The 21,554-nt window shown below is 49.1% G+C and carries 14 protein-coding genes; 5 read left to right on the top strand and 9 right to left on the bottom strand.

Going from position 1 to position 21,554, the window contains the following annotated elements; translation table 11 throughout:
- Window positions 1–9: 9 nt before the first annotated feature.
- The 5 genes from OQ371_RS13765 to OQ371_RS13745 form a co-directional block, all read right to left on the bottom strand.
- Window positions 10–1,173: a BT4734/BF3469 family protein gene (locus OQ371_RS13765; RefSeq protein ID WP_265988549.1), complete on the bottom strand. Its 1,164-nt coding sequence runs from the start codon at window positions 1,171–1,173 to the stop codon at window positions 10–12.
- Between the two features lie 102 nt (window positions 1,174–1,275).
- A complete protein-coding gene (locus tag OQ371_RS13760) occupies window positions 1,276–2,529 on the bottom strand; it encodes a hypothetical protein (protein WP_265988547.1) in 1,254 nt (417 codons plus the stop codon).
- Window positions 2,530–2,593: 64 nt separating this feature from the next.
- The gene (locus OQ371_RS13755; protein WP_265988545.1) at window positions 2,594–3,025 is read right to left on the bottom strand and encodes a VRR-NUC domain-containing protein; all 432 of its coding nucleotides are present in this window, start codon (window positions 3,023–3,025) and stop codon (window positions 2,594–2,596) included.
- Window positions 3,022–3,312, bottom strand: a complete 291-nt coding sequence (locus OQ371_RS13750) for a helix-turn-helix domain-containing protein (protein WP_265988543.1) — start codon at window positions 3,310–3,312, stop codon at window positions 3,022–3,024. The genes OQ371_RS13755 and OQ371_RS13750 overlap by 4 nt, the downstream gene beginning before the upstream one ends.
- Window positions 3,313–3,378: 66 nt before the next feature.
- Window positions 3,379–4,878 carry a hypothetical protein gene (locus tag OQ371_RS13745; RefSeq protein ID WP_265988542.1) on the bottom strand — a complete coding sequence of 500 codons (1,500 nt, stop codon included), beginning with the start codon at window positions 4,876–4,878 and terminating at the stop codon, window positions 3,379–3,381.
- 557 nt (window positions 4,879–5,435) lie between these two features.
- Between OQ371_RS13745 and OQ371_RS13740 the strand changes: the two genes are divergently transcribed.
- Both OQ371_RS13740 and OQ371_RS13735 read left to right on the top strand, forming a co-directional pair.
- Window positions 5,436–5,741: a hypothetical protein gene (locus tag OQ371_RS13740; RefSeq protein WP_265988541.1), complete on the top strand. Its 306-nt coding sequence runs from the start codon at window positions 5,436–5,438 to the stop codon at window positions 5,739–5,741.
- Window positions 5,742–5,745: 4 nt separating this feature from the next.
- Window positions 5,746–6,693, top strand: a complete 948-nt coding sequence (locus OQ371_RS13735) for a hypothetical protein (protein WP_265988539.1) — start codon at window positions 5,746–5,748, stop codon at window positions 6,691–6,693.
- Between the two features lie 179 nt (window positions 6,694–6,872).
- Here the strand turns inward: OQ371_RS13735 and OQ371_RS13730 are convergent, their stop codons facing one another.
- Window positions 6,873–8,240, bottom strand: a complete 1,368-nt coding sequence (locus OQ371_RS13730; RefSeq protein ID WP_265988537.1) for a site-specific integrase — start codon at window positions 8,238–8,240, stop codon at window positions 6,873–6,875.
- Between the two features lie 868 nt (window positions 8,241–9,108).
- On the opposite strand from OQ371_RS13730, the gene OQ371_RS13725 reads away from it, so the two are divergent.
- The 3 genes from OQ371_RS13725 to OQ371_RS13715 all read left to right on the top strand — a co-directional run bounded on the left by OQ371_RS13725 (window position 9,109) and on the right by OQ371_RS13715 (window position 16,180).
- The gene (locus tag OQ371_RS13725; protein ID WP_265988536.1) at window positions 9,109–10,746 is read left to right on the top strand and encodes a DUF1800 domain-containing protein; all 1,638 of its coding nucleotides are present in this window, start codon (window positions 9,109–9,111) and stop codon (window positions 10,744–10,746) included.
- Between the two features lie 102 nt (window positions 10,747–10,848).
- Window positions 10,849–12,369, top strand: coding sequence for a DUF1501 domain-containing protein (locus OQ371_RS13720; protein ID WP_265988534.1), 1,521 nt, complete (start codon window positions 10,849–10,851; stop codon window positions 12,367–12,369).
- A gap of 97 nt (window positions 12,370–12,466) precedes the next feature.
- Window positions 12,467–16,180 (top strand): T9SS type A sorting domain-containing protein, encoded by a 3,714-nt coding sequence (locus tag OQ371_RS13715; protein ID WP_265988533.1) that lies wholly within the window; start codon window positions 12,467–12,469, stop codon window positions 16,178–16,180.
- 128 nt (window positions 16,181–16,308) lie between these two features.
- Here OQ371_RS13715 and OQ371_RS13710 read toward each other — a convergent pair whose 3' ends face one another.
- The 3 genes from OQ371_RS13710 to OQ371_RS13700 all read right to left on the bottom strand — a co-directional run bounded on the left by OQ371_RS13710 (window position 16,309) and on the right by OQ371_RS13700 (window position 21,527).
- Window positions 16,309–16,740 carry a chemotaxis protein CheB gene (locus OQ371_RS13710; RefSeq protein ID WP_265988531.1) on the bottom strand — a complete coding sequence of 144 codons (432 nt, stop codon included), beginning with the start codon at window positions 16,738–16,740 and terminating at the stop codon, window positions 16,309–16,311.
- 269 nt (window positions 16,741–17,009) lie between these two features.
- Complete coding sequence (locus OQ371_RS13705) at window positions 17,010–17,279, bottom strand: hypothetical protein (RefSeq protein ID WP_265988530.1); 270 nt, start codon at window positions 17,277–17,279, stop codon at window positions 17,010–17,012.
- Window positions 17,280–17,570: 291 nt separating this feature from the next.
- Complete coding sequence (locus tag OQ371_RS13700; RefSeq protein ID WP_265988529.1) at window positions 17,571–21,527, bottom strand: S8 family serine peptidase; 3,957 nt, start codon at window positions 21,525–21,527, stop codon at window positions 17,571–17,573.
- Window positions 21,528–21,554: the final 27 nt, after the last annotated feature.

Below are 21,554 nucleotides of genomic sequence, written 5' to 3'. Positions count from 1 at the left end.
TCGGATGAATTAACTTTCATCTTCATTTCCGTTCTCCCGTTTTGTTTCTGGTAGCGACGCTAAACCAAGCTGATTGAACGGCGGGTAGGATCGCTGCCATTCAAAGAAGTTGATTGGATTAAACGGCGTACCAGAATCAGCCGGTACGTGAGGATCTTCTTTTTGAATGATCTGAACTCTCGGTGCGGCATCCCGAATAAAATTGGCTTTCGTTGTCTTATCTGGTTTGATTTCAGTTACGACGGAACGGGGTAGGTCTTGCGGCTCATCTATCGGTTTTGCCAATCCATAGCCAATACCATCACGAATGGTTTTTTGGGACTTGCCAAAGTTAGGCCACTCACTTGCTACGGTCTCCAGGGCGTAAACGGCGGTTTGCTCATCCATCTGGCCGGTGGCTACATATCCGCCCGCAAGAATGGCGGCTTTCAAAAGCGTTTCGTGTCGCTGGCCTTCAGCGGCATTTTGGGTGTAGCGAACCAGGCGGGTTACTAAATCATTTTGATCAACGGATTTCGTTGGTCGGTCCAAAAACGTTCGGCAAGCCGGTTTTGGGGAAGGGGTGTAAGTCCCTTTCATCACGGTAGCGTTTTCATTGAGATACGGTTCGACATCATAGCTGACAAACCGTAAATCAGTTGGGTTGCCTCCTTTGCTGGCATCAAGCTTAATCCCAAACCGGTCCCGGAAAACCTTTTGTAAATACCGGAAGTGAGTCGCCAACGTTTCCGGCGTTTGGGCTTCCAGCAACCGTACCACAAACCAGAGTCCTCCTCGCACCGAATAGGCACAAAGCAGCACATACGGCAATCGAGCCATGTGCTTTTTCAATTCACCCATATCAATACCGGGATTATCTTTCCGGTCAATATCCCCCATTAGCATAGGCCATTGCTGTTTAATCTTTTGGGCAAACGTCGTATCGCGTCGGCGGTGATAAAGCAGAGCTACGGGCGTAATGGCGGGTAACTGCTTCTTTAGCTGGTCCTGCCGGGTCGGATCGGTTTCGGTGCGGATAGCTTCAATAGTGGAACGGTAATATCTTGTGGTTATAATTCTCCGTAAGGTAGTTTCCTGGGATGGCGTATTGGCAAAGTGATTGCGCTGATGATCGTACTCAAAAAAGCTAATCGGCACGTCCAACAGATTCGGACGTAGGGCGTTCGTTTCCATGCTGGTAACTGCTAAAGTAGGTGCTGAAATGATTTTGGCAGTGATAGAGTTTAGTGCTAACTGCCAGCAGCCCTAAAAGGGGTTTAGCAGTTAGCACTAACGTTAATCGGCGCTTTCGGCCTCCTGGACTTCCTCCAAAGGCTCCAGACGGTAGAACTGCTGTTTGCCTTCCCGGTATTCGCCCAATTTCACGGAGACGCCCTGTTCGTCGGTCATAAAGGGCTGCTCGGTGATCACTTGTCTCAGGCGTTCTCTAATCGTGGCATTTTTGGCCCCAAACTCCGCTTCCAACGTTTTAATCACCTCTCCTTTTGTCATAGGACCATCAGCCAATAAACTCGTCAGGCGGTCGGCAATATCCTCAGCGTCGGCTTTATATTTTCGGTAGTTCATATGACTGGCGATAGCATCCGTGTCCGCTAACCGCAGCCCGTTCCATTCTTTGCTGAATTGCAAATACAGGGGTTCAGGTTTTTTCCCGTAACGCAGTTTGAGATAACGAAGCTTAATCAAGTCCGTGTCGTTGCTGTTGGCATCTTTCTCAATCCCAATCTGAAAAACCGTACTGGCTTTGTTGGCGGCTTCTGTTCCAGTATGCCCTCTGGCTTTTTCGGTGCCGGGGTTCTGATGAATGACTAAAAGAAACGTCGCGTCGTAATTATCACAGAGGTTGCCTAAAAAATCGAATAATGTCATGGATTCTTTGGGATCGTTGAAATCTCCAATGGCATCGGTGACAACATCAATCAGGCAGAACAAATGCAAAGAGGCATTTTTGCGAACGTTATGGATAAACGTTTCGATAGCTTTGAACCGGTCGCTGCGTTTTTCTCCTTTGATGGAAGTAACCCGAAACTCCTTTGGCATTTCGTCTAACTGATAGCCCGCCCGTTGTTTGATCCCCTGAATGGCAAAGGGGAGTTCTTCTTTCTGGTTGCGTTCGGTATCAATGTAACAGACGCAAAACCGCTCCAGGGGTGCGCGAACGAAACCCAAAAATTTGGGGTCGCTGATCTCGTTGGCCGTTAGCATTAGAGAAGCTAATAATTCAGCAAACCGGGATTTATGTGAGCCAAAAGCCCCCTGAATAATATTGACCGTACCACGCCCAATAATTCCTAGTTCGTCCCGGCTAATCAGCGGAGGGCTAAACACCACGGATTTAGTAGCAGCTTCTGCCAAAGCCTGTTCTTTAGCTAACAACCGCTCTAAAAGAGGTGTTTTTGCTTCGGGTTGCTGCTGTGCAGGTTCTTGTTCTTCTGCCGTAAAGGGAATGTCAGCGGTTTGGGCCAACTCCTCATCAGTCATGTTGAAAATTGGCGGCTTTTTCGTATCTTTATTCTGTTCTATAGGCATTTCAGAAAAGTTTTGAACAGGGCCGATGCTGCGGGGTATCGGCCCTGTTAGTTAGTGGAGGGATTCAAAAAGGCGGGGTTAGAAATTCGACTTTGAACCAGTCGTAAAATCCCTGAAAGCTATCAGCCACATACACCCAGGCTCCGGCTTGCTCAAGCTGATGAATGGTTTGTTTTTGCACATCGGAAAGCCGGTCTTTTCCAACTTTCACTTCGACAAAAACGGCTCGACCGTCAACCACTCCAAACACATCCGGTAATCCAGCCCGTTGTTGAGAATGGACAAACTTTTGCAGGTCGGCGCGGTAGGTTCCCGTACTGGCAAGGCGGGTGCCAAAATGGCCTGATAAGTTGAGGTAATCCACAATGCACCGCGTCAAACCATTGGCGTCGCGGTCACTGTACTTGCTTGATGGTGTGTATTTAGCCGGAAAGCTGGGGTGTCTAGCGGCCTTGTGTTGGTCGGCCAGGGCGTTGAGGTGTTGAAAGGCGGTCACGATTCCAGCCCTCCTCTCTCCTGCCGGTTTCCCTGCTCTACCCAGGCTATTAGCTCGGTGCGGTTGAAGTAAAGCCGGTTTCCGCGTTTCTTGTGGGGAATAGCCCTTTCCGATACAAGTGTGTAGATACGGGCTTTGCTCAGGCGGGTAATCTGTGCAGCTAGCTCTATGCCGCCGATTTGGTCAGATGCAGACTGATTGGGACTCCGCAGTAGCTGAAGAACTTCTAATGTCAACGCTTCCAAATTATTCAGCCGGGCGTTGATCGGCTCAAATGGATTGTTCATTGCTTACCGTCGTTTGGTTTGACGGTAGCAAGGTTATTCGGGGTCCAAGTGTGTAACCGGTTATACCTAGTTACGGAAATTAGCGCGAATCGTTTCTATTTCGCTCTGAGCTTGTTTCTTCTCCGTCTCGGTAAGGTAGGGCAATATTTTTTCGATTGACCGAATTAGTGAGTTAGCTTTTCTTTCGGAATCATTCGGATAACGTATCCGGTCACCAGGGCGGGCAAATTTCATATAGTCGGCATACCCTGTTTGCCCCCTAACAATTGCTGGTTTCTGTTGGTAACAGTGAATTAAAACTCGTTCTCTTTCCGTTAATAGCTGACTTTCAATAGTACTATTCTTATTATCCGTTTGCGGAGGGAAGTATTTTAATATTTCATTCTCAGTACTTTCAATCACATTCAGCATTGAAGCGTAAGGATTATATTCTCCAAATCTCTCGGTTTCAGCTTTATTCTTTCCATACCATTCTCTATACTGGTTAATCATGGGTAAAAACCTGTCTTTCAAATCAATCCCATAAAAATTTGGATTCGCCAGCTTTCCTAACTCATTCTTCAAAGCAAATCTAAATTCTTCATATAATGTCCTGGCTGATGTAACATGATCTTGGAAGTATACCGAAAATTTGAATCCTGGCCTTACTTCAGCATAAACAGAATCAATAGAATAACGAGTCGCCTGATAAATGAAATCACGCAATCTATTCTCCCACGTCTGAATTTTATCTGAGTTCTTTTCCTCTGCCATAGTCGTTTTCGATTCTATTTCAATCTTAAAGCTATTCAGCGCCTTGATTCTCTCTTTATTCCAGATAAAACTCAATATTCTTCCTGAACGATATGGATCTTCTTTACTTTCACTCTGGAGTTCAAATAGGTGGGTTTTCGTCATTGCCTCTTGAGCATTCTTTATTTCAGCATCAAGATATTCATCAAATTGTTTTTCAGTAAGAATATCCTTGTTCTGCCTTGCCTGAAATACTATTTGATCTTGAATCTTAGTTCGGATTGATTCAAAATGAGGGCATTTAGGGCATAATTCTAGCAGGTCGGCTCTGAAGGTTTTTGAAGTACACTGATTATATGTTTTATATGGAGTGCCTTCCCGAATAGTGACAAGTTCATCATTGACAATTTTAAAGTATTTTTCAATTTCAATAATTTCCTCTGGTCTATCCGAAGGGATCTCGGCCTTCCACCGATCAATATTTTTAGCCTCTTCTTCAAGCCAGTGTTGGCGGAAATCATTAATAAACTGCCTATCACCCTCTAAGTTCGCATTCCATTTCCTCCTATCAACAGCCTCTTTAAGATGCTTAAGATATAGTTCCGCCCTAACATCTTTCATTTTTTCTACATTTCCAGTAGGCACATACGGCTTACCCGTTACTTCGGTTAGTATCTCAACAAGGTCATTCCATAATGGCGATTCTGAACGGGGTATTCTCTTTCCTCCCTTTTCCGGATCCCCATCATAAAAAGCCATACCTCGCTTTCGTATATCTTCTCGTAAGGACTTCTTTATACCATCACTGTCAGTAATATCAAACCATTTTTTCATTTGTGTATCTGCTGCCGTTAGAGTTAGGCTGAGGCCATTGACAAAATCGTCCTACATCCTAGGCAAATGTTCTAATTAGGTAGTATAATAGTCAACCCTAAAGATAATTTAACACCTCCATTCATACGATTCGGGCAGAATATGCATTAAACTTCTGTGATGCACAGCACTTTTATCTATCTTTTCAATCAATTGATTCAATTAATAACCAATCAACTTAGCAGTAAAGAGTTTTTTGCCAAGCTACCTTACCCTAATTTAGCAAGTGCCAGATTAATTTACAGTATCCCAATCCAAGAGTCAAAACCAATGATTGAGTCATTTCAGCTTTCACAGCCTTATTTTTAAAGGTTATTCAGTGTCGGCAAGCACTTTCTTCCGAGCGTCAACCTTTTCATCCTTGCATAGAATTCATCAATAACTATCTCATTCACAGATCAATACTCCTTTACGAATCGCTTAATTCTACATTCTCCTTAAGAAAGGGGTTTTTCCCATTGTTAATTTGGTTGCTAACTTTTTATTTCATATCATACTTAACAAAAATATCAAAAACTATGAAAGAATTTGATTTAGAGCTTACAATCAAGTTCACCGGCGCAGTATTAGATGATGAAGTTACCTTAGAAGAGGTATTTAAGGTGGGAGGAAGATGGAGGTTTAACTCAAGCAAAAAACGATTCGAGAAATCGCTACCTGACTATCAAATTGAAGATGATAGCTTAAGTGTCGCATTACTTATTCAAGGCAAAAACGGAGCTAAGGCCGATATGACTATCAAAATTGACGATAAAGCTGAAGTACCTCTTTCAGCTACAATTACTGGTGGAGTAGGAAAAAACAGCATTAAAATACCTGTATAATATAATGAAATACTTATATCTTATAATATTCATATTAATCAATTGTTCTATAAGCTTTTCTCAAGTGCTTTTAGAATCTCCTCAAGGAGACCCAATTGTATTAAACCCTACTGACCTCAATAAACAGTCATTATTTGGTACTTTTAATGCCACCGAACAAAGTTTAGGATTAAGATTCTTCTTTGGATTCCCTGATGATGATGGGGCACTTCCATCTAAAATTCTATCTCTTGGCGTCAAGGCAAAGCCAACTGATGGAATAGCAACATTAGTTAATGCTGGAAAGCTGAATGTTGGTGCTAACTTCTCTGGTGCTTATACAAAGATTAAGTTGTTTGCAGGCAGGGGAAGATTTATCGACTTCTTAAACATTAATGTAGGAGTTGAAGCGAATAAGTATACATTGTTCAAAGGAGATACAATTTTCAAAAGCCAAACTCAAACTCGGAATTTCAATCCATTCTCTTTTAGTCTAAGCTACAACGGGTTATTAAATGGCGAGCATTTGTTTAGTATTTCTTATGGATATCAAAGAAGAAGCAATTATAACGATTTAACTTCTATTGAACTTCGAGATCAAACCACTTACTTCGACTCAACCTCGAAGGTAACACGTATTAGAGCAAAGATAACTCAAGCAAAAGAAGGTGTCTTTAAAGAGTTTGATAGCTACCCATTTAGAGTAGCCTACTCTTACCTTCCAGCAGATGGAGGCAGTGATATAAAACCTGGCTTTAGCGTTTACTTAAAAAAAGACTCGTCAATTGATAAGCGAATTGTCGACCTTGGAGTCACCTTTTTCTTAACCAAGGATAACAATAGCGGGACTAGGGTACCTGTTATTGGTTTAACCTTACAGGCAAATGACTTTGGAGATATACAGAAAAAAAATAATGGTCTTAATAATAGATTATCAATAGGCTTAACTTCCGTATTCACACTTGTGAATTAGCATAATATCCATCCTATTCCAGTTAAATTATATATTTCCTATCTTACTTATCTTTGGGTGTATATTATTGAATATTTTTTGAAAATAAAATATGCCCGTAAGCGCATACCTCATTAAATAAGTTTTGTGAAACTTATTTTTCTGTTTTTATAACCTTGATATAGCTTAATTTAAAGTTATTACAACAGAGAATCATAAGCTGAATCTACAATCTCTGACGCAAACGAATCCAAATAGACAGCGGTAACGGCCTCTGTCTTATGTCCCATTGCTTGACTGATCACCGCCGTTGCGGTTCCTTTCTGTTTTAACGTAGTAGCAAAGGAGTGACGGGCCACATAAGTGGTCAATGGTGTATTGATTCCGGCACGGCCAGCAAGCGTCTTCAATTCCTTATTCACCTGCCCCAAAACCTTATGAAGCCGGTTATTGATCTGCACTTCCGTAATGTGTGCCGTTGTCTCTAATATCGGAAAAATGTAACTATCAAGAGTATTAAAAGTGAAAGAGCGGTAAGACTCAACAATAGCAACCGCTGGAGGCAGCAGCTTAACGGCAAACTTCCCGCCTGTTTTTTGGCGTATGTAGGATAGCCGCAAATTTCCATCTGCTTCCACGCTGATGTTGCACCAACGAAGTTTTGCCAGGTCAACAAAGTTGATCCCTCCACAATAGAAAGAAAATAGAAATACGTTTTTAGCCAGTTGAAGGCGCTCCACTTCAGCAGTGTTCTTTTGACTAGACCAAGCTCCCGTAGCCGTTCCGACAGGTTGGTAAGCTTCCAGCTTCCGTACATCATCCCGGTTGATGGCCCGTTTTTGGGTTGAGGTATCAAATTTGCCGATACTGAATTTGTGCTTTTCAGATACGTTACGGGCAAAGGGATAATGTTCGGCTTTGGCTACCCCTTCAGCAATTGCTTTATTTAGCACAGCCCTCAATGTTCTAAAACGATTGCTTAAGGTAGTGTCAGAGTTGCCCCGCTGCCGGAAGAAAGTCTCTAATTGATTACAAAACCGTACTGTTACCTCAATAAAGGGCAGGTCAGCACCACGGCTTTTATATTCATCGGTCAAAAAGTCGGCAAGCTGGTTTCTCAAATCACGGTAGATAATGCTATTACCCGTCTGTTTGGCGGCTACCATTCCGGTTACCAACTCATCAATATAAGCCAGTAACCCGATACGACGGGTTTGATTCCGGCCTTCAGCTACTTTGGAAGCAACATCTTTTGAGTCGTAAACCTCATCTGTGTTTGCAAGTTCTTTTTCACCGTTGACATATTTATCTTCCCATTGCTTTAATTTGACCAATAGCTCTTCACGGACTGGTTCAGGATATTTACGGCGAATAGCTTCTTTATAGCCGGTCGCTTTTTCATTCCAGTATTTAGGATGTAGACTTAAGCCGGTTGCAATGTAGGTGCTTTTGCGGTTCTTGGTGATGCGTATCCAAAAAGGATGTGACCCGTCTTTAAGAGTCTTATCAACACGGTAGATAATCTTTACGGTAGCTTTGCCTTCTTTGTGTTCGGTCGTTCTTGCCATTGTGTTTTACCCGCTTTTAGGTAAAGCGTTAGGTAAAACAAATATAACAAATTAAGCTATATCCACAATAAGTAACAACAAAAATATACCTATCAATTGATTGATTTTCAATATATTAAACAAACAACAACAATCTATTCAAAGACACTTCACACCGCCTTACAAGCAGAGGGTCGGCGGTTCGAACCCGTCAACTCCCACGTTGAAAATCAAGCACTTATCAGAAACGGTAAGTGCTTTTTTGTTTTTGGGTAAAACTATGGTTTATCTACCGCTAGAAGTAATCCCTTTTACACTCCATTTGTGGCCAAAATGTTGTCCTTTTAACCAACTGAGTTAAAGAGGATTGAAACTCTTCACCACAGGGCAAAGCTTGGCTCCCTTCTGAACTAACTTGATATGTCACCTACTCCGTCTTTTGCGGTGCTTTAAGTTGCCCAGCGGTAAAGACATTAGACGTATGGGTTTGTAGATACCTAAAAGCAATTGGCTTTTACCACAGAAGAGCCGCAGTGTCTTATCCAGCCGCTAAGCGAGAAGTTAGTTGATAAAAGAAGCACCTCAAGTATCGAGTGCCATAGAATTGGCACCATAAACGTCAGGTTCACCATGACGCAACAACACCTTTCAGCTATTTGAAAAGCTTGCTCCCCGTGCTCTTCAATGAATCGCACACAGTCTCATTTCTACATTCCTATTTAGGTCTATGCTATACGTTATGGCATATTTTTTGCCTTTAATTAGTCAACAAATAACAATAAATAAACATTTGTTAATCAACAGTTACATTGTTGTTTGATAGGGTCATCTACTCTTCCAAACAACAACAACCGATAACCATAATTCATCAACGCTTCAGCCAAGTTTCATGGCCCTTTTAGATTCTTACTCAAAACCATTAACAACTGCCGCTGCCGCCCATCTATTAAGAAGAGCCACCTTCGGACCCACTCACGAAGAAATTAATGACTTTACCGGCAAGACGGCCGCACAAGCAGTTGAACTTTTAGTTTCAAATGCGTCTTATCGGGCAACGCCACCACCGCCTGTCGAACTGGAAGAAGGCCGGGCGGATTCCGGGCAGCCCTTTTTGACCAAACCCTATAGCGAAGACCGGTCCTCTAGTTACTCTTCTTATATTCAATACTGGTGGATTGGCCTGATGACTGAGCAAATTGGTCGTCCTTCCGTTTTGGAAAAACTGACCGCGTTCTGGCAGAATCACTTTGTGACGGCCCATCGGGAAGTGGTCGATTACCGCTGCACAGATCAGTACCTGCGGTTTTTACGGGACAATGCATTGGGTAACTTTAGAAACCTGGTTACCGGAATCACCAAAGATCCGGCCATGCTCGTGTTCCTGAATGGAAAGGATAACAGCAAAGAACAACCCAACGAAAATTACGGTCGTGAGCTACAGGAGCTGTTTACAGTAGGCCAGAAGGATTTTGCCGGAAACTATAATTACACCGAACAGGATGTTAAAGCCGCTGCTCAGGTATTGACCGGATGGCAGGTTAACAACCACAGAAAAACAGGAACAATAGGTGTAGGAGCAGTTTTCAACCCTGACCGGCATGACACTTCCGACAAACTCTTTTCCTCCAAATACAACAACACAACGATTACCGGGCGCAGTGGGGCCACGGCGGGCGATGCTGAATTAACCGATCTGGTAACTATGATGCTGAGCCATCCGGAGACCCCTAAATTTATTTGCCGGAAGCTATACCGCTGGTATGTTAACCCCAACGTGACCCAGGAAATTGAAGATCAGGTCGTCATTCCGTTGGCTGCGTTTTTTGCCAGCCCAGACAACAACTACGCAATCGCTCCTGTACTCAAAAAGCTGTTAACCAGTAATATATTCTTCGACAACCGAAATATTGGCGCTATTGTAAAATCGCCGGCTGAATTCATGATTGGAACGCTTCGGCTGTTCAATCAGCCCGTACCGGATAGTACAAAGGAGTATGCTCCTTTCCGCACCATGATGAATTTTTTGAGTTCTGGCATGACGGCCATGCAACTCAATTTTCTGAATCAGCCTTCCGTTTTTGGATCCATTCCGTACTACCAGACCGGTTATTCTAAAAACTGGATTAATGGTACGACACTGGGGCTACGGGCTAGTCGTACCGATGCGCTGGTCAATCCCTACTTGCAGATCAAACCAGATTATAAATTAGGAATTGATGTTCTGGCCCGGCTCAGGTCAATTCAATCCGGCTTCGATGATGTCTCCGGTACGCCAGCCATTACCTGCGAAGAGGTGCTGGCGGAGTTTTCGAAGAACTTCTTTGCGGTTGAGTTATCTCAAACTCAGAAAGATTTTTTGATTGATTCCATCATGATGATGAACAGCAGCGCCCGAACGACCTGGATCAGAGAGTGGAACGCGTATCGATCCAATCCGACCGATACAACGAAGCAAAACACGATTTTGTGGCGGTGCCGGGCTTTGTTGAAATACATGTTCAGAATGGCGGAATATCAACTCTTTTAATCCATCTGCCATCAGCCGTTCAGAATAAATCCGCTGCGACGTAAGAATGTACCCGATTATCAAACTAAGAAAATTACAGTATTTATATAATACATAACCGATATGAAAAGACGAGATTTCCTTAAAGCTTCTTCATCGATTATGGTACCGGTCATGTTGGGAAAATTTCCGGTAAAATCTTTTACGAAAAACTCAGCCCTGGTCCAATCCTTGAAAACGACTGCGGCCTTAAACAACGACCGAATCCTAGTCATCGTTTATTTGGGAGGAGGAAACGACGGTCTTAACACCGTTATCCCTCTGGAACACTATTCAGCATACAACCAGTTAAGAAGCAACATTTCTATTCCTGAAAACAAAGTTTTACCGCTCGCCGGAACACCAGAGACGGGTCTGCACCCCGCCATGACGGGCCTGCGCGATCTGTATAATGAGGGAAAACTGGCGATTGTCAATTCCGTTTCCTACCCCAATCCGGATTTGTCCCATTATCGTTCCACCGACATCTGGATGACGGGGGTAGATGCCTCGCAATATTCAACATCCGGCTGGGCAGGCCGTTACCTGTCGGACCGCTTTCCAAATTATCCGGAAAATTATCCGAACAGTGAAATGGAAGATCCGTTGGCTGTTCAGATCGGCCAGATCGGTACGACCGCTTTACTGGGTAACCAGCAGTCAATGGGAGTTACCCTACAAGACCCCAGTTCGTTTTATCAGCTTATTGGGTCAGCGAACACCGCTCCGCAGCAGGATCTGCCCTGTTGCGACGCTGGTGAGCTCGTGGCTTTTATTCGTAAGCAACAAGCCTTGTCCGTAGACTATGCCTCGGAAATCAAGGCGGCAGCCGATGCCGGAAAAAATTTGGCGACCTATCCGTCAGCGAACGAACTGGGCGAGCGCTTACAAATCGTTGCCCGTCTGATTCATGGTGGCTTACGCTCAAAAATATACTACGTAGAACTGGGCGGTTTTGATACCCACGCCAACCAAATCGGAACCAGCAGCCTGGAAGGATCACATGCCGAACTTTTAAAGAAACTATCCGACGCCATTGCCGCTTTTCAGAACGACTTAAAACTGCAGGGCACTGAAGATAAAGTCTTGGGAATGACTTTTTCTGACTTCGGTCGCCGGGCGAACTCCAATGCCTCCAAAGGAACCGATCACGGTATTGGCGCGCCAATGTTTGTCTTCGGAACGGGCGTAAAAAGGCAGCTCATCGGCGTCAATCCTGACCTTGTTAATGGGTTACTACCGGCTTCGCCCTCGGCCAAGGAAACCAATCGGGATATTAAAATGCAAATCGATTTCAGACGGGTCTATTCTGATATTCTAAATGATTGGTTTGGAACGCAAAAAACCAAAACCGATGCTCTTTTATTTAAAAACTTCAATACTACGTCGCTCTTCTCGGATACTGTTCACACGGTTGGTTCCGGTGCCTGGCCAAACCCCGAGATCTGGTCGAACGGACGGGTGCCTACTTCAAAAGACATTGTGCAGATCAACACGGGGCATGTTGTGGAAGTAGGGCAAAACATCATCGCCAAAAACATATCGGTCAAAGCTGGCGGAGAATTGAAGTTTTTAGGTGATTACAATGTCCGTATGACCAATTAACACACGCGGGCATTGTTGGCAATTCAAACCCGTAAATCCACCCTGCGGTGTAAGACTTGGGTTTGTTTGCCATCAGTTGCCTGCTAACGTTTGAACTATGAAAAAAAATTACAAACAACTCTTTTTGAGCTGTTTATTGATAAGCATCTCCTGTCTGGGATATGGACAAACGGGTGGCATTATTTTCACTGATCGCTCCGCTCCCCTGGGTGTAGTTAGTTTTCCGGCAACCTTTAAGCTCAGCGCCATTAGCAACACCAACCACATTGATGGCTACGTAAAGCAAAATGGCAATGCACCATTCGTCTTCCCGGTCGGGCATCAGGGACAATACCGTCCCTTCGGTGCCCACGCCGATGGTACGTTGGGGGCTTACTATCAGCAAAATCCGGCTACGGCGTCGAACCCCACCGGAGCGCCATTCGCACTTCTGAATAAAGAGGGCATTCTTGCACAGATCAGCCCCACCGAATTTTGGCACATCAAAGGCACGAACGCTACGCAACTGACTTTAACCTGGAACCAAACGAGCGCTGTTTCGGAATTGACTCAAGCCCAGTTAGCCCTGTTAAGCATTGCAGGCTGGAACCCCGCCAATTCACGCTGGGAAGCTATTTCTTCCTTGGTTGACCCAGTAGCGCTCTTAGGTGGAGAAAGTACATTAACTTCCGGTTCGATTACTACCGTTGAACGAATTGTGCCCAATACGTACAGCGTTTATACCCTGGCGTCCCGCACTTCAGCCAACCTGCCAGCCAGTTACAACGGGAAATTAGAGAAAGTGAGTTGTGCCCAAATTCAGGGCTGGATCTGGGATAAAAATTACCCTAGTTCAACCTTGACCGTCGAAATCATGGAAGGCAACACGGTACACGCAACCGCCCTGGCCGATCAGTCCCGGCCCGACTTGCAACAGGCCGGTATAGGGACAGGAAAGTATGGATTTGGCTTACCCTTACCCACCAGTCTAATTGATGGACAGTCCCATCAGGTGAGTGTTCGGGTCAAAGGCAGCCACTACATCCTCGACGGTGCTAATCAAGTCATCAACTGCGGATACAGTGGTAACCTGGAAATGGCCAACTGTGTAGAAGTCACGGGTTGGGTGTGGGACAAGAATGCCCCTGCGATTGCTCAGACTGTTGAGTTAATCGAAGGCAACACGGTGCACGCCAGCAGCACTGCCAACCAATACCGAGCAGACTTGCAACAGGCGGGTACGGGGACAGGCCAGTACGGATTCCGGTTGCCAATACCGGTCCAGTTGAGAGATGGCAAAGCGCACCAACTGGGCGTACGGATACAAAATATTTCTTATACCCTGCCCAACTCACCCAAGTCTATAAACTGTCCAGTACCAGACTATGTGGGTTACCTTGAATCCGTCACCTGCAACACCATTGGTGGCTTTGTCTGGGACAAGAACAACCCTGCCGCCAGCCAGACCGTTGAGCTGCTGGAAGGCACCACCGTGCTGGCTACCGCCACGGCTAATGGCTACCGCGAAAGCCTCAAGACCCTGGGGGCCAGCAGCACAGGCAACTATGTCTTCAGCCTGCCCACCCCCAGCAGCCTCAAGGATGGTAAGGCCCATGCCCTGAGTGTGCGGGTGAAGGGCTCCAGCCTGCTGCTGACCAACTCCCCCAAGACGTTGACCTGTGCGGTCAACGACTATGTGGGCTACCTCGAATCAGCCACCTGCAACACCATTGGTGGCTTTGTCTGGGACAAGAACAACCCTGCCGCCAGCCAGACCGTTGAGTTGCTGGAGGGCACCACCGTGCTGGCTACCGCCACGGCTAATGGCTACCGCGAAAGCCTCAAGACCCTGGGGGCCAGCAGCACGGGCAACTATGTCTTCAGCCTGCCCACCCCCAGCAGCCTCAAGGATAGCAAGGCCCATGCCCTGAGTGTGCGGGTGAAGGGCTCCAGCCTGCTGCTGACCAACTCCCCCAAGACGTTGACCTGTGCGGTCAACGACTATGTGGGCTACCTCGAATCAGCCACCTGCAACACCATTGGTGGCTTTGTCTGGGACAAGAACAACCCTGCCGCCAGCCAGACCGTTGAGCTGCTGGAGGGCACCACCGTGCTGGCTACCGCCACGGCTAATGGCTACCGCGAAAGCCTCAAGACCCTGGGGGCCAGCAGCACAGGCAACTATGTCTTCAGCCTGCCCACCCCCAGCAGCCTCAAGGATGGTAAGGCCCATGCCCTGAGTGTGCGGGTGAAGGGCTCCAGCCTGCTGCTGACCAACTCCCCCAAGACGTTGACCTGTGCGGTCAACGACTATGTGGGCTACCTCGAATCAGCCACCTGCAACACCATTGGTGGCTTTGTCTGGGACAAGAACAACCCTGCCGCCAGCCAGACCGTTGAGTTGCTGGAGGGCACCACCGTGCTGGCTACCGCCACGGCTAATGGCTACCGCGAAAGCCTCAAGACCCTGGGGGCCAGCAGCACGGGCAACTATGTCTTCAGCCTGCCCACCCCCAGCAGCCTCAAGGATAGCAAGGCCCATGCCCTGAGTGTGCGGGTGAAGGGCTCCAGCCTGCTGCTGACCAACTCCCCCAAGACGTTGACCTGTGCGGTCAACGACTATGTGGGCTACCTCGAATCAGCCACCTGCAACACCATTGGTGGCTTTGTCTGGGACAAGAACAACCCTGCCGCCAGCCAGACCGTTGAGTTGCTGGAGGGCACCACCGTGCTGGCTACCGCCACGGCTAATGGCTACCGCGAAAGCCTCAAGACCCTGGGGGCCAGCAGCACAGGCAACTATGTCTTCAGCCTGCCCACCCCCAGCAGCCTCAAGGATGGTAAGGCCCATGCCCTGAGTGTGCGGGTGAAGGGCTCCAGCCTGCTGCTGACCAACTCCCCCAAGACGTTGACCTGTGCGGTCAACGACTATGTGGGCTACCTCGAATCAGCCACCTGCAACACCATTGGTGGCTTTGTCTGGGACAAGAACAACCCTGCCGCCAGCCAGACCGTTGAGTTGCTGGAAGGCACCACCGTGCTGGCTACCGCCACGGCTAATGGCTACCGCGAAAGCCTCAAGACCCTGGGGGCCAGCAGCACGGGCAACTATGTCTTCAGCCTGCCCACCCCCAGCAGCCTCAAGGATGGCAAGGCCCATGCCCTGAGTGTGCGGGTGAAGGGCTCCAGCCTGCTGCTGACCAACTCCCCCAAGACGTTGACCTGTGCGGTCAACGACTATGTGGGCTACCTCGAATCAGCCACCTGCAACACCATTGGTGGCTTTGTCTGGGACAAGAACAACCCTGCCGCCAGCCAGACCGTTGAGTTGCTGGAGGGCACCACCGTGCTGGCTACCGCCACGGCTAATGGCTACCGCGAAAGCCTCAAGACCCTGGGGGCCAGCAGCACGGGCAACTATGTCTTCAGCCTGCCCACCCCCAGCAGCCTCAAGGATGGCAAGGCCCATGCCCTGAGTGTGCGGGTGAAGGGCTCCAGCCTGCTGCTGACCAACTCCCCCAAGACGTTGACTTGTGCATCACCGCGTCGGTTAGCTGTAAGTAGCGAAAGAAAAACGGATTGGGAACTGAAGGTTTTCCCAATCCCCACAACCGGTAAACTAACAGCCACGTTTACAATCGGCCATCAACAGACAGCCCAACTATCCGTAGTGGATGTGCTGGGAAGAGTGATCTGGCAAAATACAGTCATTGGTACCGGGCAGCAATACCAGGAGACGATTGATTTGAGTCAACAGGCTGAGGGAGTTTATTTCTTTCAGCTAAAGAAAGAAGACTACAGTGAGTCAAAGCGGGTTATGGTAACGAAGTAGCATCAGACCTTTGATGAATACAGAAAGTTGGCCCTGATGAATGTTTATAAACTAGAAAACATTCGTCAGGGCCTGACTACTTTATAACCTTCTTCCTTGGGGTCCTGAACGATGGTCGTCCCTCCAGATCATTTAATGGATCCCATTCCACTGGTTCCATCATTTAGCAGGCCCGTCAGCACGACCCCGATCACCCGGGTGGAATAATGGGCCGCTGCCGAACGAAACAACAGATCAATGGAAGGGCGCCAGCGGTTTTCGCTGGGTCCGTGCCCCAGTTTTACTTCCTCCCGACTTATAATCAGGTGGTGATTCGGTACGGCCACGTAAACATATCCCTTTTGAATAGGCAGACCGTCCATGGCCAGAATGCATTTAAGCTTGGTATGCTCTTGAAGCTTTTGAGCCAGAAAACCGCTGATGCTTTTCGCCGACAAATGCAAAACAATAAAAAAGGCCGCGTCCAGCTCAGGCTTCAGCTGACTTATCAGTTCTATTAAAGCAGTAAACCCGCCCGCTGAAGCACCGATGACTACAATATATTGAGGCTCTTTTTTCATGCAAAGCAAACCAATGAGCCGCTATCTCCGTGGACTCAGTGAAACTCGTCAAACGCGCAGAAGATCAAAGGAATAACCACACGGTTTACTCCTAAGCCGCACCAAGTGGTAACGGATACCGTTGTTTGAAACACTGCTAGGGTAGACAATCGGAAAAGCGAATTGACTGAAACAACCGAAATCTAATGAGTCAATGGTCCACTCCTGCCCGATGCGATTGAATTCATCAGCGGGTTGCCGCATCACTCCCAAACCGACAGGAAAAGAGTCTATCTGCGGCTCTTTTCAAGGCGTTCTAAGTGGTCTACAGCCTGCTGTTTGAGGGATTCCAATCGTTCCAGCGCCTTTTTCTGGTTTTCGATGGTGGTCTTATAATAGGGAATCAGCACCGATTTAGAGTTCAGGTGTTGTGAGTCCTTGGCAACCTCCAATTCATTACTTAGCGTGGACAAAATCTGCCCGAAGTTGTCGATATGTTCCTGAAGCGAGTCGATGTGATGCCGCAGCCAGCTTTGATGCGATTGATTATCTCTACCCATGACAGTCTATACCCAAAAAACCCACCGCAAGTTATCCCGTAAAAGTGACGAACTGCCTCAAAATCAATTCGTGTAAAAAAGGCCCAACCAGAAGTCGAGCCGTTTACGATCTATCGTCAAAAGCCCTTTTGGTTAGAGCTTCTGCTAAAACCTGCTAACCGGGAGGTTGTGTACTTACCGGAAAACAGTAATGAGTAAATGGCCTCTTTGGGGAATAATCTTACCGCAAACTTACCAGACAAGTAAAGATCACTGCCTTGTTTTCATGGACAGTCCCCGGCCCGCAGTTTGCTACTTCTTCATGAATCGTTGGGTCAGGGTCGTTCCGGCGTCAGTGACGCGGATAATGTACGTACCCACCGCCCACACTGAACAATCAAAATTGTAGGTGTGTTGCCGGTTGTTACGCCGACTTAACGGGCGGGTGATCATCGGTTGCCCCAGCATCGAATAAACCGTTACGGCAATGGTTCGGTCGGTTTCATCCGGAGCCTGATACACTACCGTCATCTGGCTGGGCGACGGATTTGGCGTCAGCGTTACAACCGAACGGCCCAGGGCTTCTTCTTCAGCCGCCGTCAACTGAACTGCCAGCGCCCGCGCTTCAGCCACACACCCGCGCTGGGTATTTTGCACCGTATACGTTCCCGATCGAGTGATGTAATAGGTTTGCCCCGTGGCTCCCGCGACGGGATTACCGTTCAGGTACCACTGGTTGGCACCGGGCAGGCTGGAGGTCAGCAACAGGCTGTTTCGGTCGACGGTCGGCTGTTCGGGTGTCCGCAGTTCAACGGCCGTCGGCGACGAGGTGGTTTGGCACCCGCTGGCTTCGGTCACCGTAACGCGGAAAGTCCCGCCGGTTGTTACGCCCAGGGTCGAACTGGTGGCGCCCGTAAGCACCTGTCCGTCTCTTTGCCACTGGTAGGCCAGGTCTACGCCGGTTGGTGCCGACAACGTCAGGGTACTGCCTGCACAGACAAATGCACTGTCGGAGGGCGTCACGCGGGCCTGCACCAACACCGCCCGGTTCTGCACCGGCACCTCCGTCCGGCTAACCGATCCGCAGCCGGTTGACGTCACGTGAAGGTCATAGAAATAGTAATAGTACGTCGCTGAATTCTCGTCGGCCGTATTGCCGGTAATGGCGACAATGCCCGGAATCGTGAAGGGATACCCCGTAACACCACTGTTGTTGCGGTAAATTGTTGCCCCGTCGGCGTAGCTGATGTTGATCTGATAGCGGCCCGGCTGCGGAATGTCCAGCCCCAACGTGTAGACCGCCCCCGGATCGTTCGGATCGTCGGACTGAATACCGGCGGCCGGGCTGGTCCGGGTGGCCGTAACCGGAATCGTGACACGGCTCACCGTGGTTCCGTCGGCCCTGGTAACGGTAAACGTGATCCGGCCCGAATTACCGATATACAACCGGGCGCTTTCCAGCCGGAGCGGCACGTAAGTCGTCACCGTCACGGCAGGTGTAAACTGGTTGTAACCGCCCCCCGGAAAAACCGATTTGGTAGCCGGGCCGACCGTTCCGGAAAAATCATTCAAACCCGCGTAGAGTGTCTGCCCCGTGACGGAAGTCAAGGATGCGGAGCTGCCGACCGCCACCGGCTGGCCGCCCGTTGGTGTAGTATACCAAAATACCGTCCCGTCCGGGTTGGTAGCCCGCAGATTGACCGTCGGGTCTGTTCCGCAGGTGTACGCCGTTGCATTGGCCGAGATCCCGGATGCCGTCGAACGGGCCACCGTCAACTGGTTATTGGACGTGTTCTGATCGTCGGGCAGGTCGGTCGATAGCGTAAACGTATACGTCTGGCCAGCGGGCAGATTCAAGCTCCCGGGAAATACGACAATGGTTTCTTCGAAGGGCTGAACCGTTGCGGTGCTGGTTGATTCCTGCACGAGCGCTCCCTGCGCATCCGTGATTCGTACGCGCACCGGCACAGCGGTCTGCACGGCTGTACCCAGATTTCTAACCGTTACTTCCACCTGACCGGTGTTCTGGCAGAAGGCGTCGGCGGGCGAAAGCAACCCCGTTACGGCCACATCCCGGACCGGACGGACAAAACGAACCAGGTAATCCTGCGTTTCTCCCTTCCCGTAGGTTCCACAAGGGATGATAGTGGCCGCTTCGGTCGTTTCAACGGCTACCAGCCGCAGCAAGGTCAGGCTGCCAATCGGTACGGTACCGGGCACCGTCACCGTAGTTCGGTACGTATCGGTGCCGGTAATCACCTGCGAGATTCCCAGCAGTTCGTTGGCGTCGTCAAAATCGCCATCGGCGTTCCAGTCCAGGTAAGCTCTTACCCTTTTCGGATAAGCACCTCCGCACGTTCCCAGCGTCACGTCAAGCGGCACGGTTTGCCCGGGCGACACATCGACATGCTGGTTTGTAAAATCGTTATAAGCCGCACACCCGGCGGCCGTCGTGTTCCGCAATGCCCCAAAAACTACCCCCGTCATCCGGGAATCTTGATCCGACGAAGCCGTTGAAGCACAATAGGCTTTCGGTCCGATCCCACTCACCAGCAGCGCATAGTCCTGCATCGTGTTCTGGAGGGTTCCTTTGTGCGTGATGGTGATGGTGTACGTCTTTCCCGGAATGGCATAAGGAATGTAAACCTGCTCGACATTGTCGCGAATGTTGTCGCCGGTGGTGGCCGCATTTGACGGATTGCTGGGGTCCAGCACCCAGGGCTGAAACGTGGTTTGTCCATCGGTGACCCGCACATCCAGGTCGTTGACTAACTTGGGCGTCCGGTTGTTGAGGTTGGCCGCCGTTGCGGTGGATACCGTTCCTTCGGGGTCTGTCCAACAGATGGTGACCACCAGCGGGCCATTGCCGCTGGCCGTTACAGTGCGGGTAAAAGTTGCGCCCTGCTGAAGCGAATTTTCGGCCAGCAGATGGTTAGTAGCGTCGTTGAGAATCACCTGAGCCGCCCGCCGATCGTCCAGGATCCCCCAGCCGAAGGTGTAATCCGGACCCGCATTTCCGGCATCGTTGGCCGTGTGCAACGCCAGCCCCTTGAGGGTCGAAGCCCGCATGAACTGCCCGTTGTTGCGTTGCTGGTACAACTCCTGAAGCAGAAACAAACTTCCTGTTACGTTGGGAGAAGCCATCGACGTACCGCTGTAGGTAGCGTAGGCACTGTCGGTGGTTGCGATGCTGGAAAACAGGTTGACACCGGCGCCCATCAAATCGGGTTTAATGCGCCCGTCGTCGGTAGGTCCGGTGCTACTGAAGCTAGCAATTTGCACCTGGGAGCCGTCTTCCACCCCGCCCGGCACCAGGTTGGCCGCCCCGACGGTCAGTTGGTTTTTCCCGGTGGCCGTATACGGTATGTTGTCGTAAACCCCGTTTGAGCGCCGGGGCAGCGTGCTGGTGCGGCCGTTGGCCAGACGGTACGACTGCCCGTTGGTAGGGCCGGATGTGCCCCGCGAATTGCCAGCGGAAAAAACCGGCAGGTAATACGGTGCATTGTACGCCACCCGGTCGTAATTGCTGGTTATGGAATTGTAAAACCCAAACTTGTAATCCTCCGTCTGGCTAACATTATCGTCGCCGTACCAGGTCAGGTTGCCCGACTCGTCGTAATCCCAGCCCGCCACACTCCCGTAAGAGTGATTGGAAAGCAGAATGGTAGTCCCGGCGGCACTCATTTCGGACGCATCACTGGTGGAATTCCAAGCTTTCAGGTTTGCGCCGGGTGCCATCCCCTGCGCCAACGGATTGACCCCGCTGGCGATGAGTGTTCCCGAAACATGCGTGGCGTGGTCGTCGGCGGTTCGTTCGTTATCCTGCTGGGTAACGCGCCCCGTCAGCTCCCGGTGAGTCGTTCGAACCCCATCCACCTCCCAGATGCCCAGCCGGCCGTTCATCGCTTCGCTGCCGCCGGTTAAGTTGAGGTTCAGCGAGCCTCCGGCGCGAAGGTCAGTGGTGTGGGTGGTGCGGGCGGCCGATACATTCGACAAACTACGCAGGTACAGCGGTTCGCCGGTTTCGCTGATCCCAAACAAAACGACTTTCCCGCCCTGCGGATGCCGGAAAGCCAAGGGCCAGGCCAGCCGTCGAGCCTGCCGGGTAGCCAGCCGGTAATTTTCGTCGGAGCTATTTTTAAGCGATTTGGATAAACTCTGAAGCCTTTTCTGCTGCTCCGGGCGGTACAGCGGAATGCGCTGGGCGTATCCGATGGATGATCCGACAAGCAGTAAAGCAAAAAAAAGAAGGGATAGCCGTTTAAGCATAGGTACCATCAAATCTATCAATGTACA

Source organism: Larkinella insperata, from assembly GCF_026248825.1.
Taxonomy (GTDB): Bacteria; Bacteroidota; Bacteroidia; order Cytophagales; family Spirosomataceae; genus Larkinella; species Larkinella insperata.
This window is presented reverse-complemented; position numbering and strand designations above follow the sequence as displayed.